The sequence below is a fragment of the Micromonospora sp. ATA51 genome (assembly GCF_016802855.1).
GTDB lineage: Bacteria > Actinomycetota > Actinomycetes > Mycobacteriales > Micromonosporaceae > Micromonospora > Micromonospora sicca.
This window is the reverse complement of the sequence record NZ_JAEVHJ010000208.1, coordinates 1-11,855: the sequence shown is the minus strand read 5'-3', so window position 1 is coordinate 11,855 and position 11,855 is coordinate 1. Positions and strand designations below refer to the sequence as shown.

Annotated in this window: 11 protein-coding genes and 4 pseudogenes; 9 read left to right on the top strand and 6 right to left on the bottom strand. The window is 74.7% G+C overall.

Going from position 1 to position 11,855, the window contains the following annotated elements:
• From JNW87_RS41695 to JNW87_RS26030, 3 genes are all read right to left on the bottom strand, one after another.
• Positions 1–334 (bottom strand): superoxide dismutase [Ni] (locus tag JNW87_RS41695; RefSeq protein WP_375373541.1); only part of this gene is annotated, 334 nt, incomplete at its 3' end.
• 138 nt (positions 335–472) lie between these two features.
• Positions 473–1,372 (bottom strand): ribokinase, encoded by a 900-nt coding sequence (locus tag JNW87_RS26035; RefSeq protein WP_109800438.1) that lies wholly within the window; start codon positions 1,370–1,372, stop codon positions 473–475.
• 13 nt (positions 1,373–1,385) lie between these two features.
• Positions 1,386–2,228 (bottom strand): ABC transporter ATP-binding protein, encoded by an 843-nt coding sequence (locus tag JNW87_RS26030; RefSeq protein ID WP_109800437.1) that lies wholly within the window; start codon positions 2,226–2,228, stop codon positions 1,386–1,388.
• A 126-nt stretch (positions 2,229–2,354) separates the two neighbouring features.
• Between JNW87_RS26030 and JNW87_RS41690 the strand changes: the two are divergent.
• The 3 genes and pseudogenes from JNW87_RS41690 to JNW87_RS26015 all read left to right on the top strand — a co-directional run.
• Positions 2,355–2,600, top strand: a pseudogene (locus JNW87_RS41690) (ATP-binding cassette domain-containing protein); the annotation flags it as partial.
• A gap of 41 nt (positions 2,601–2,641) precedes the next feature.
• Positions 2,642–3,373 (top strand): annotated as a pseudogene (locus tag JNW87_RS26020) (ATP-binding cassette domain-containing protein); the annotation flags it as partial.
• Positions 3,370–4,287: an ABC transporter permease gene (locus tag JNW87_RS26015; protein WP_238454589.1), complete on the top strand. Its 918-nt coding sequence runs from the start codon at positions 3,370–3,372 to the stop codon at positions 4,285–4,287. The pseudogene JNW87_RS26020 and the gene JNW87_RS26015, both read left to right, overlap by 4 nt.
• Before the next feature lie 239 nt (positions 4,288–4,526).
• On the opposite strand, the gene JNW87_RS26010 is transcribed toward JNW87_RS26015, so the two are convergent.
• A complete protein-coding gene (locus JNW87_RS26010; protein WP_109800434.1) occupies positions 4,527–5,702 on the bottom strand; it encodes an ROK family transcriptional regulator in 1,176 nt (391 codons plus the stop codon).
• Positions 5,703–5,876: 174 nt separating this feature from the next.
• On the opposite strand from JNW87_RS26010, the pseudogene JNW87_RS26005 reads away from it, so the two are divergent.
• Positions 5,877–7,329 (top strand): annotated as a pseudogene (locus JNW87_RS26005) (glycoside hydrolase family 3 protein).
• Between the two features lie 38 nt (positions 7,330–7,367).
• Positions 7,368–8,564, top strand: a complete 1,197-nt coding sequence (locus JNW87_RS40840) for a PP2C family protein-serine/threonine phosphatase (RefSeq protein WP_109800432.1) — start codon at positions 7,368–7,370, stop codon at positions 8,562–8,564.
• 12 nt (positions 8,565–8,576) lie between these two features.
• On the opposite strand, the gene JNW87_RS25995 is transcribed toward JNW87_RS40840, so the two are convergent.
• Entirely contained in the window at positions 8,577–8,933 is a 357-nt protein-coding gene (locus JNW87_RS25995; protein WP_161557770.1) for an STAS domain-containing protein, read from the bottom strand.
• A gap of 149 nt (positions 8,934–9,082) precedes the next feature.
• Here JNW87_RS25995 and JNW87_RS25990 point away from each other — a divergent pair, with 149 nt between their 5' ends.
• The 3 genes from JNW87_RS25990 to JNW87_RS25980 are packed head-to-tail and all read left to right on the top strand — an operon-like array spanning position 9,083 to position 10,756.
• Positions 9,083–9,598, top strand: a complete 516-nt coding sequence (locus JNW87_RS25990; protein WP_236647343.1) for a hypothetical protein — start codon at positions 9,083–9,085, stop codon at positions 9,596–9,598.
• On the top strand, positions 9,595–10,116 hold the full coding sequence (locus JNW87_RS25985) for a thiol-disulfide oxidoreductase DCC family protein (protein WP_109800430.1): 522 nt from the start codon (positions 9,595–9,597) through the stop codon (positions 10,114–10,116). Before JNW87_RS25990 ends, JNW87_RS25985 begins: the two co-directional genes overlap by 4 nt.
• On the top strand, positions 10,043–10,756 hold the full coding sequence (locus JNW87_RS25980) for a TetR family transcriptional regulator (protein ID WP_109800429.1): 714 nt from the start codon (positions 10,043–10,045) through the stop codon (positions 10,754–10,756). The genes JNW87_RS25985 and JNW87_RS25980 overlap by 74 nt, the downstream gene beginning before the upstream one ends.
• 94 nt (positions 10,757–10,850) lie before the next feature.
• Here the strand turns inward: JNW87_RS25980 and JNW87_RS40835 are convergent.
• A pseudogene (locus JNW87_RS40835) lies at positions 10,851–11,514 on the bottom strand (GNAT family N-acetyltransferase).
• Here JNW87_RS40835 and JNW87_RS25970 point away from each other — a divergent pair.
• The coding region (locus JNW87_RS25970; RefSeq protein ID WP_238454587.1) for a hypothetical protein at positions 11,488–11,855 on the top strand (368 nt) is incomplete at its 3' end. The pseudogene JNW87_RS40835 and the gene JNW87_RS25970 sit on opposite strands and share 27 nt — an antisense overlap.

The window sequence follows — 11,855 nt, the reverse complement described above, 5'->3', positions numbered from 1 at the left end:
TCTTGGTCTCCCAGAAGATCTTGGAGATCTCGTCGATCTTCTGCAGCAGCTTGTCGGCCACGGCCGGGTCCACGCTGCCCTTGGCGCCGCTGCCGCCGGAGAGCTTGGTGGCCTCGTTGAAGAGCGTGTGCAGGTTCGGGTACTTCTCGAAGTGCTCCGGCTTGAAGTAGTCGGTCCACAGCACCCAGAGGCCCGGTTCGTCGAACAGCTCAGCCACGAGGAGGTGACCGCGGCGATCCGGCTCATCGACGAGCTGCCGAAGCTCAAGGAGCACCTGACCGCGGACGTCCTGCCGATCCTGGCCACCCTGGACCGGGTCGGCCCGGACCTGCACGACCTGCTCGACGTCACCCGCGACCTCAAGCTGGCCGTCGCCGGCATCCCCGGCCTGGGCATGCTGCGCCGCCGAGGTGAGCGGCTCGCCGACGAACCGGCCGCCTGACCGCCTCGCGGATCGGGGCGGCGGGGCGGGTCAGGCGGCCGGGACGTACAGCTCGTCGATCTCGACCCGGCGGGGCAACGCCACCGAGGCGCCGAGCCGCCGTACGCAGGCCGCCCCGGCCGCCGCCGCCCAGTGCACCGCGTCGACCAGTTCACGCCCCTCGCCCCAGGCGACGGCCAGGGCGGCGGTGAACGCGTCACCAGCGGCGGTGAAGTCCACCGCCTCGACCTTGACCGGCGGGACGTGCACCGACCGGCCGTCCCGGTCGACGTACCAGGCGCCCTGGGCGCCGAGGGTGAGCACCGCCCGCGGCACCAGGTCGAGCAGCGCCGCCGGCTCGTCCCGGCCCCGGCCGGTGAGCGCCCGCGCCTCGGTCTCGTTGACCACCAGCAGGTCCACCGCGGCGAGCAGCTCCGCCGGCACCGGCCGCGCCGGCGCCGCGTTGAGGATCACCCGGGTGCCGGCCGCCCGGGCCGCGACCGCCGCCTCGGTCACCGTCTCGACCGGCACCTCAAGCTGGGCGACCAGCACGTCCGCCTCGCGTACGGCGTGCAGCTCGCCCTCGGTCAGCCCGACGAAGGCCCCGTTGGCGCCGGGCGTCACCAGGATCGCGTTCTCCCCCTCGGCGCCCACCATGACCAGCGCCACGCCGGAGGCCCCGTACACCACCCGGAGCTGGCCGGTGTCCACCCCGGCGGCGGTGATCCGGGCCTTGAGGGTGACCCCGAAGGCGTCCGAGCCGATCGCGCCGAGGAAGACGCAGGACGCGCCGGCGCGGACGGCGGCGATCGCCTGGTTGGCGCCCTTGCCCCCGGGAAGCATGACGAAGTCGGTGCCGAGCAGGGTCTCCCCCGGCCGGGGCAGCGCGGGCGCGGTGCCGATCAGATCCATGTTGGCGCTGCCCACCACGGCCACCCGGGTCTGCTGCACGGTGGTTCCTTCCTCAGGCGGCGCGGGCGGTCCAGCGGTCGGCGGAGCGCTCGACGACCAGGGGCAGGCCGAAGGTCTTCGAGAGGTTGTCGGCGGTGAGGGTGTCGGCGAGCAGGCCCTGCGCCACCACGCCGCCCTCGCGCAGCAGCAGCGCGTGGGTGAAGCCCGGCGGGATCTCCTCCACGTGGTGGGTCACCAGCACCAGCGCCGGGGCGTCCGGGTCGTACGCCAGCTCGGCCAGCCGGGCCACCAGGTCCTCGCGACCGCCCAGGTCGAGCCCGGCGGCCGGCTCGTCGAGGAGCAGCAGCTCGGGGTCGGTCATCAGCGCGCGGGCGATCTGCACCCGCTTACGCTCCCCCTCCGACAGCGTGCCGTACGCGCGGTCGGCCAGGTGCCCGATGCCGAGCTGCCCGAGCAGGGCCCGGGCGCGGGCCTCGTCGGTGCGGTCGTAGCCCTCCCGCCAGCGGCCCACCACCGACCAGGCGGCGGTGACCACGACGTCGCTGACCCGCTCCTCGGCGGGGACCCGCTCGGCCAGCGCGGCGGTGGAGAGGCCGATCCGCATCCGCAGCTCGTTGACGTCGGTCCGGCCGATCCGCTCGCCGAGCACGTACGCGGCGCCGGTGGTCGGGTGCAGCCGCCCGGCGGCGAGGCTGAGCAGGGTCGTCTTCCCGGCTCCGTTCGGCCCGAGCACCACCCAGCGCTCGTCCAGCTCGACCCGCCAGTCGACGTCGTGCAGCAACGCGCTGCCGGACCGCCTGACGCCGACCCCGTCGAGGCTGACCACCAGATCCGTGTCCACGGTCGAGGGGGCGGCGGGGGCGCCGGCGGCGCCGGGGATCAGGTCACCAGTCACCGGTCCATCCAATCACGCGCCGCGCGAGCTGCCCCCCCACGGGCGGCGCCGCCGCCATAAGGTGAGGCGCCGTGTCGTTGGTCACCTATCCGGAGGAAGGTCCATGCCCTGTCAGGAGCCGCGCGGATGAGCGCGGTCATCGAGATCGACGGTCTCCGTAAGACCTTCCACACGCTCCGCCACGGGCATCGGGTCGCCGTCGACGGTTTCGACCTGTTGGTCGAGGCCGGCCAGGTGCACGGCTTCCTCGGGCCCAACGGTTCGGGCAAGACCACCACCCTGCGCGCCCTGCTGGGTCTGGTGCGGGCGGACAGCGGCCGGATGAGCGTGCTCGGGGCGTCCGCGCCGGAGCGGCTGCCCGAGGTCGCCGGCCGGGTCGGCGCGATCGTGGAGAGCCCGCAGTTCTTCGGCAACTTCACCGCCCACCGGACGCTACGGCTGCTCGCCGTGGCCGGGGGCGTGCCGACGGCCGGGTGGACGAGGTGCTGGAGCAGGTCGGCCTGCGCGATCGGGGCGACGAGCGGGTCAAGGGCTACTCGCTGGGCATGAAGCAGCGGCTGGCGGTGGCGTCGGCGTTGCTGAAGAACCCGGAGCTGTTGATCCTCGACGAGCCGGCGAACGGGCTGGACCCGGCGGGGATCCGGGAGATGCGGGACCTGATGCGGTCGCTCTCGGCGGCGGGCGTGACGGTGCTGCTCTCCAGCCACATCCTGGCCGAGATCCAGCTGATCTGCGACCACGTGACGATCATCAGCCGGGGGCGCCGGGTGGCGGCCGGGCCGGTGGAGGAGGTGCTCGCCGGTTTCGACCAGCACGAGTGGCAGGTCCGGGTGGCCGAGCCGGAGCGCGCGGCGGAGCTGCTGCGGGCGCTCGGGCTGGCGGTCACCGACCACCCCGACCACCTGCTGGTCGCCGGGGTGGACGAGCCGGAGCTGATCAGTCGCACGCTGGGCGAGCAGGGTCTCTGGGTACGCGAGCTGGTCCCGCTCCGGCCGGACCTGGAGAGCGTCTTCCTGGAGTTGACCGGGACCACGCCGCACCCGGCGGTGCCCCGCCAGCTGGACGGCTCGGTCCCGCCGGACGCCGAGCCGGACGACATGCTGATCGACCTCGACGCACGCGAGAACCGGGAGGTGGGGGCGTGAAGCTGGTCCGTGCCGAGTTGGAGCGGCTGTCCGCGCGCCGCTTCGTGCAGTTGATGGTGGTGCTGCTGTTGATCGCGTTCGCGGTCACCGCCGCGACCACGCTCGCCGGGTCGCACCGGCCGACCCCGGACGAGATGAGCCGGGCCCAGGCGCAGGCCGCCGAGCAGCGCAGCAGCATGGAGGCGGCGCACGACCGGTGCCTGCGGATCAAGGCGGGAACGGTCGCGCCGGAGGAGAGCGACTACGTCCCCGGGGATTGCAGCGAGATCGATCCGGTCCGGATGGAGCATGTGCCGGTGGCGGGGGACTTCCTCAGCGGCGTCTTCACCTTCGCCGACCAGGCCCGCCCGCTGCTCTACTTCCTCGTCGCGTTCCTGATGCTCTTCGGCTTCCTGGTCGCGGCGTCGTACATCGGGGCGGACCTGAACTCCGGCGGGGTGGTGAACCTGCTGCTCTGGCGGCCCCGCCGGGGGGCGGTGCTCGGCGCGAAGCTGGGCACCCTGCTCGGCGCGCTGCTGGTGCTCTCGGCGGTGGCGTCGGCGGCGTACCTGGCCGTGTTCTGGCTGATCGCGCAGACCGCCGGCCTGCCGGGGCGGCTGGACGGCGAGTTCTGGCGATCGTTGGGTGCGACGTACGGGCGGGGGCTGGTGCTGGTGCTGCTGACCGCCGCGCTGGGCTTCGCGATCGCCACGCTGGGCCGGCACACGTCGGCGGCGCTGGGCGCCGTGGCCGCGTATCTGGTGGTGTGGGAGCTGGGCGCCCGGCTGGTGCTGCAGATCGTCGGGGCGGCCGCCCGGACCAGTGGATGCTCTCCAGTTATGTGGGCGCCTGGCTGGCCGGGGAGGCCCGGTTCTGGGACAGCCACGCCTGCCAGGGCGACACTTCCGGCTTCTGCGACGGCTTCTACGTCATGAGCTGGCGACCGGGGCTGACGGTGCTGCTCGGTCTGACGGCGGCGCTGGTGGTGGCCGCGTTCGCCGCGTTCCGCCGCCGCGACCTGATCTGACCGCCGCGAACGGCCCCTGCTCCCGTCCGGGCGGCGGGGGCCGTTCCGCGCCCGGCAACTCCTTGCAGAGATCAAACCACTCGTGAAGAATTCCTTCACATGGCGGCGCCACCGACGACGGCACCGGCCGGGCGCCCCGCCGGCCGGTCAGCCGACCGTCGAGCCGAACACCTCGTCGCGGACCGCGTCCAGCGCGGTGCGCAGCGCCCCCCGCAGGATCGGCTCCTCGGTGAGCCCGGTGGGCACCACCCGGGGTCGGACCAGGGTGATCGCGGCGACCTCGTGCTGCACCCGCTCGGCCAGCGCCGTTCCGCCGGCCTGGCCCACCTCACCGGCCAGCACCACCAGCGGCGGGTCGAGCACCACGCAGGTGCTGGCCACCCCGAGGGCCAGCCGGCGGGCCAACTCGTCGAGGACCGGGTCACCGGCCGCGCCGGCGTCGATCGCGGCGCGTACCGCGTCGGCCGCGGTGTCGGCGGCGAAGCCGTGCTCGGCGGCCACCGCACGAAGCGCGTCGGCGCCGGCGAGCTGCTGGAACGCCGGCTTGGCCCGCTTCGAGACGTCCCGCGGGATCCGGGCTCCGGGGACCGGCAGGTAGCCGATCTCGCCGGCCGCGCCGCTGCTGCCGTGGTGCAGCCGGCCGCCGAGCACGATCGCCAGGCCGACGCCCGCCCCCACCCAGACCAGCACGAAGTCCGACACCCCCTGCGCGGCGCCGGACTGCGCCTCGGCGACGGCGGCGAGGTTGACGTCGTTCTCGAAGACCACCGGGGTGTGCAGGTCCTCGCGGAGCGCGGCGAGCAGGCCGCTGTGCCAGCGCGGCAGGTTGAACGCGAAGGTGATGTCCCCGGTGCCCGGGTCGACCAGGCCGGGGGTGCCGAGCACGATCCGCCGTACGCTGGACAGCTCCGCGCCCGCGCTGCTCGCCGCCTGCACCACCGCGTTGTGCACCACGCCCACCGGGTCGTCGGTGTCCTTCGTGGACTGCTCCACCCGGCCGATCACGGCGCCGGTGATGTCGGCGCAGGCCGCCACCACCCGGTCCGCGTCGACGTCCACCCCGACCACGTGGGCGCTGCCCGGCCGGACCGCGTAGAGCTGGGCGTTCGGGCCCCGCCCGCCGGCCTGCTCGCCGACCCGGGTGACCAGGCCCCGCTCCTCCAGCCGCTCCACGAGCTGGGAGGCGGTGACCTTGGAGAGCCCGGTCAGCTCGCCGATCCGGGCTCGGGTGAGGGGGCCGCGTTCGAGGAGCAACTCCAGCGCCGCGCGGTCGTTGAGCGCCCGCAACAGGCGGGGGGTGCCGGGCAACCGGGTCGCACTCATGCCACGTCCTTTATTTTCAGTAAACTTTGCTAACCGATAAAGACCTGCAGACGGGTGCCCGCTAGCGTATCGGCCACCCGGATCCGGAGTCTTCGGACGACCCGGCAGCGACGCCGTCCGGGACGGCCGCTCCGGTGCGACACTCGTGCCGTCCGGCACCGAAAGGGGTAACACGTGGGGTTGGATCCAGGACTTCGCCGGCTCGCGCTGGGCACCCTGCTCGCCGCGTATTCGGGGCCGGTCCCCCCGGACTGGGCGGTGGACCTGCTGGCCGAGGGACTCGCCGGGCACACCCTGTTCGGCACCAACATCCACGACCCGGCCCAGGTCGCGGCGAGCAGCGCCGCGCTGCGGGCCGGCCGGCCGGACGTCATCGTCGCGATCGACGAGGAGGGCGGCGACGTCACCCGGCTGGCCCACGCCACCGGCAGCCCGTACCCGGGCAACGCCGCGCTCGGCGCGGTCGACGACGTGGTGCTGACCCGCCAGGTCTACTCGGCGATCGGCGCGGAGCTGGCCGCCCTCGGCATCACCGTCGACCTGGCCCCCACCGTCGACGTCAACACCGCGGACGACAACCCGGTCATCGGCACCCGCTCGTTCGGCGCCGACCCGGCCCGGGTGGCCGCCCACTCGGCCGCCGCGGTGTACGGCCTCCAGTCGGCCGGGGTGGCCGCCTGCGCGAAGCACTTCCCCGGCCACGGCGCGACCGTCGCCGACTCCCACCACGAGCTGCCGACCGTCGACGTGCCGCCGGCCCTGCTGCGGCAACGGGACCTGCCGCCGTTCGCGGCCGTCGTCGACGCCGGCGTCCGCGCGGTGATGACCGCGCACATCCGGGTGCCGGCGCTGACCGGTGACGGCCCGGCCACCTTCAGCCGGGCGGTCCTGGTCGACCTGCTGCGCGGGGAGTACGGCTTCACCGGCACCGTGATCACCGACGCGCTGGAGATGAAGGGCGCCGCGCTGGCCGCGGGCGGGGTCGGCCCGGCCGCCGTCCGCGCCCTCGCCGCCGGGGCCGACCTGCTCTGCATCGGCGCGAAGGTCGACGCCGAACTGGTCGAACAGGTGGCGGCGGAGATCGTCGCGGCGCTCGCTGACGGCCGGCTGGACCGGGGCCGGGTCGAGGAGGCCGCCGGCGCGCCGCCCGACCTGGCCACCTGGACCGGCGCCCCCGGCACGCCGGACGCCCGGCGTCGACGGGCTCGGGTACGCCGCCGCACTCCGGGCGGTACACGTCGAGGGCGACGTCGCCGAGCTGACCAAGCCGCTCGTGGTGCAGCTGCACGCCGACTCCACCATCGCCGAGGGCCGGGTGCCGTGGGGGCTGGGCCCGCACCTCGCCGACGCCGAGGAGATCCGCGCGGTGGCCGGCGAGACCGATCCGGAGGCGCTCCGCCGGCTCGCCGGGGACCGGCCGATCGTGCTGGTCGGCCGGCATCTGCACCGGATTCCGGGCGGCCCCGAGCTGGTCGACGCGCTGGCCGGCATTCACCCGGTCACGGTGGTCGAGATGGGCTGGCCGAGCCGCTGGCGGCCGACGGGCGCCCGGGCGTTCGTCACCACCTACGGCGCCAGCCACGCCAACGGCCGGGCGGCGGCGCAGGTGCTGGGTCTGGCCGGCTGACCGGTCTGACCCGGTCCGATCCCGGGTACACCCCGGGAATGACCACCACCGAGCCCTGGCTGCGCGCGCTGGCCGACCTGCTCTCCCGGTCGCACCGGCTACCGCCCGACCAGCTCACCACCTCGGTGGACGCGGCGCTGGACGGACTCGGCGTCACGGTGACGACCTACCTGGCCGACGCCGAGCAGGAGTCGCTGCGCCCGTTGCCCGAGCCGGACCGGCCGGCGCCGCCGCCGCTGCCGATCGACACCAGCCTGCCCGGCCGCGCGTACACCGAGGTGCGGGTGCGCGCCGGGCAGGACGGCCGGCTCTGGGTGCCGATGGTGGACGGCACCGACCGGCTCGGGCTGCTGGAGATCCTCCTCCCGCCCGGTCTCGACCAGGCGGACGAGGCCGTACGCGACGGCGCCCGGCTGATCGCCGGCCTGATCGGCCACCTGGTGACCAGCAAGGCAGCGTACGCCGACCTCCTGCACCGGACCCGCCGCAGCCGCCCGATGGCCGTCTCCGCCGAGCTGCTCTGGCAACTGCTGCCACCGCTCACCTTCGCCACCGACGCGGTGGTGGTCAGCGCCATCCTCGAGCCCTGCTACGAGGTGGGCGGGGACGCCTTCGACTATTCGCTGAACGGTCCATGGGTCGCGCTGGTGATCATGGACGGGGTGGGGCACGGGCTGCCCGCGGTGCTCACCACCTCGGTCGCGCTGTCCGCGCTCCGGGCGGCCCGGCGGGCCGGCGGAAACCTGCCCGACCAGGCGACGGCGGTCGACGCGGCGGTCCGCGCGCAGTGGAGCGACGGGCGCTTCGTGACCGCGGTGGTCGCCGAACTCGACACCGCCACCGGCGCTCTCCGGTACGTCAACGCCGGGCATCCGGCCCCGGTGGTGCTGCGTGGGGGCCGGGCGGTACGGGCGCTGACCGGTGGCCGCCGAGCCCCGCTCGGGGTGTCGGCGGGTCCGACGACAGTGGCGGAGGCGCGGCTGGAGCCGGGCGACCGGCTGCTGCTGCACACCGACGGGGTGACCGAGGCCCGGGACGGGGCCGGGGAGATGTTCGGGCTGCCCCGCCTGGTGGACCTGGCCGAACGGCACATCCGCTCCGGCCTGCCCGCCCCCGAGACGCTGCGGCGGTTGAACCGGGCGGTCGCCGAGCACCGGGGCGCCCGGTCCCAGGACGACGAGACGATCATGCTGGTGGAGTGGTCGGGCGAGGCCGCGGCCCGGTCCGAGCCGTGACACCTTCCGAGGTCAGCTCAGGCCCCGCCAGCCCGGCTCGACCGTGGACCGGCCGTCGCCGTCGGTGAAGCCGAGCAGGACGTCCACCGCGGTGATCCGCAGGACCCGGGCCACCACGGGCCGTGGGTTGGTAACCCGGAGGGTGGCACCCCGGCCGACCGCCTCGGCGGCACCGCGCAGCAGGGCGGCGACCCCGGTCGAGTCCAGGAAGGGAACCTCGGCGAGGTCGACGACGACCTCCACCACGCCGGGTCGGTCGAGGACAGCGTCCAGAACCTGGTCCAGCCGCCCGGCGCTGGCCATGTCGATCTCGCCGGCCACGGCCAGGACGACGCGTCCGGAATCCGTGTGCCGCGTACCGACCTGCATGACCCCACCCCTGCGCAGAATCCGACCCTGCCGGCCGCCGAGGGCGACCATACCGGGCCGGGCCCGACCGCACCACGGACGGAGCGGCGACCCAGCTCTTGAACACGTTCAAGAAAGGCCCTACAGTGATCCGCGACAGGGATTTGAACGTGTTCAAGAAGGGCGACGAGATGGACGTCAAGGTCTCGATGTACCTGGTCTACCTGGCGGTCAGCATCGGCCTGACCGTGTGGGTGGCCCGCGCGCTCTCCCGCAACGGGCTGGTGTTCCTGGAGGAGGTCTTCGCCGACCCGCGGCTCGCCGACGCGGTCAACAGCCTCCTCGTGGTCGGCTTCTACCTGCTCAACCTCGGCTACGTCACGGTGGCCATGAAGCACGCCGACCCGGTCTCCACCACCAGCCAGGCGCTGGAGGAACTCTCCATGAAGGTCGGCTGGGTGCTGCTGGTCCTCGGCCTGCTGCACTTCTTCAACGTCTTCGCGCTCGGCCGGTACCGCCGCAACCGGCTGCGGCAGCTCGCCCCGCACCCGCCGATCGCGCCGGTCGGTCACCCGCCGATGCAGCCCGGCGCCCGACCGGCCGGCCCCGGGATGCCCGGCCCCGGGATGCCCGGGCCCGCGACCGGTGGCCCCGCGCCGACCGGCCCGGCGCCGGCCGGGCGATGAGCGTCCCACCCGACGGCGGCGGGACGGGCGTGGCCCCTGCGGACCCCACCGGGCACGGGGCCGGTGGGGTCCGCGGGTTCACCGTCCTCTTCGACGCGCACTGCCCGCTGTGCCGAGCGGCCCGGCGGTGGCTGGCGTCCCGGCCGCAACTCGTACCGCTGGAGTTCGTGCCGGCCGGCTCGGCCGAGGCCCGGCGGCGCTTCCCCGGCCTCGACCACGACGCGACCCTGCGGGACCTGACCGTCGTCGCCGACACCGGCGAGGTGTACGCCGGGGACGGCGCGTGGTTCGCCTGCCTCTGGGCGCTGGCCGATCACCGGTCCACCGCCGAACGGCTGGCCCGCCCGCAGTTGCTGCCGCTGGCCCGACGAGTGGTGGCGACCGCTTCCTCGGTACGCGAGCTGGTCCGGGAACCATGGCCGGACCCGGGATACGGTGGCGACGATGACCGAGCAGACTGCCCCGACGACCGGTGCGGGTGGCCCGACCACCGGCGAACCGGCGACCACCCGGGGTGAGCAGACCCGGCAGCTCATCCTGGACACGGCGATGCGGCTGTTCCGGGAGCGCGGCTACGCCCGGACCACGATGCGCGCGATCGCCCAGGAGGCGGGCGTGGCGGTGGGCAACGCCTACTACTACTTCGGCTCCAAGGACCACCTGATCCAGGAGTTCTACGCGGACACCCAGATCGAGCACCGGGCGGCTGCCGCGCCGGTGCTCACCCGGGAACGCGAGTTCGCCGCGCGGCTGGCCGGGGTGCTGCACGCCGGCATCGACGTGCTCACCCCGTACCACTCGTTCGCCGCGAGCTTCTTCAAGACGGCGGCCGAGCCCACCTCACCGATGAGCCCGTTCTCCGCCGAGTCCTCGGCGCCCCGCGAGGCGTCCATCGCGCTGTTCGGGGAGGTGCTGGAGGGGTCCACCGCCCGGGTCGACGCGGAGCTGCGACCGGCGCTGCCCGAGCTGCTCTGGCTCGCGTACATGGGGGTGGTCCTCTACTGGGTACACGACCGGTCCCCCGAGCAGATCCGTACCCGGAAGCTGATCGACGGGGCGGTGCCGCTGGTCGACCGGCTGGTCGGGCTCTCCCGGCTGCGGGTGCTGCGCCCGGTGACCCGCCAGGTGCTCGACCTGATCCGCACTCTGCGTCACTGACGGCGAGGATCAGCCGCTCGGAGAACACGCAGGTCAAGTCCGCTACCGGACAGCGGGATAGTGGCTCAGTTCGGCCCGGGCAGGCGGAGGGCGATCAGCTCGGGAAGACCCCGTACGACGTCCAGCCCCGGTCCGGGAAACCGGCCGCCTCGGCCACCCGGGCGGACGCGGCGTTGCCGAAATCGTGCAGATAGGTCGGAACGGCACCCTCGTCGAGCACCCGCCGGGCCGCCTGGGCGACGAGCCGCCGGGCCAGCCCCCGACCCCGGACGTCCGATACCGTGCCGACGGCCAGCTCGTGCCCGTAGGCGTCGTGCCGCTTGATCCCCGCGCCGGCCAGGTACCGCCCCTCGGCGTCCCGCACCACCAGCACCTCCCGGTCGAACAACCGCAGCCAGGGCGGCAGTCCCGGATCGGTCGGCGCGGACCACTCGCCCACGTCGGCAGCGGCGCCGGGGCGAGGCTCCACCGGAAGGCGCCCCCGTGGGTGGGCCAGTCCGGCAGCCCGACCGCTCCGGGCAGGGCGGGCAGCAGTCCCGGCAGCGAGCGGTCCCGGGCCAGGGCCCGGACCGCTTCGGCCCGGTCCGGCGGCACGGAGAGGATGGCGCAGTCGGGCGCGGCGACCGCGATGGCGGGCCGCAGCCGGCCGTCCCAGGCCGCCGCGCGCGGCGGTGCGAGCGGACCACGTGCAGCCCCCGACCGGCCGGCCACTGCCCCAGCCAGGTCGCCAGGTGCAGGAACAACCGCCGGTCGAGCATCGGGGCCACCTCCTCACCCGCCGGACCGTCCGCCACGCCACACCGACGATCACGGTACGCCGGGCGGACCGCCCGGGCGTCCGGATCCCCGGCCGCCCCGGGACGCTGGCCGGGCACCCGGCCACGCCGGCCCTGCCGTCGCGCACACCAGCGGTCACCGGGGCCAGCCGTCCCCGCCGGCGGGAGCGCAATCCGACCGCCGCGGAGACCAGCGGCCGGTCAGGGGTCGCGGGCTACCGGCGGACCAGTTCGACGAACCAGCGGCGGTCCGAGCGGCAGCACGGCGGCCACCTGGCCGGGCTGAACGCGCACTTCGCCGCGCACCGGTTCGGCAACGCCAC

Coding starts and splice junctions, on each gene's coding strand:
- JNW87_RS25985 (WP_109800430.1), top strand. CDS start 9,595: ATGAGCGTCCCACCCGACGGCGGCGGGACGGGCGTGGCCCCTGCGGAC.
- JNW87_RS25980 (WP_109800429.1), top strand. CDS start 10,043: ATGACCGAGCAGACTGCCCCGACGACCGGTGCGGGTGGCCCGACCACC.
- JNW87_RS26010 (WP_109800434.1), bottom strand. CDS start 5,702: ATGAGTGCGACCCGGTTGCCCGGCACCCCCCGCCTGTTGCGGGCGCTC.
- JNW87_RS40840 (WP_109800432.1), top strand. CDS start 7,368: ATGACCACCACCGAGCCCTGGCTGCGCGCGCTGGCCGACCTGCTCTCC.
- JNW87_RS25995 (WP_161557770.1), bottom strand. CDS start 8,933: ATGCAGGTCGGTACGCGGCACACGGATTCCGGACGCGTCGTCCTGGCC.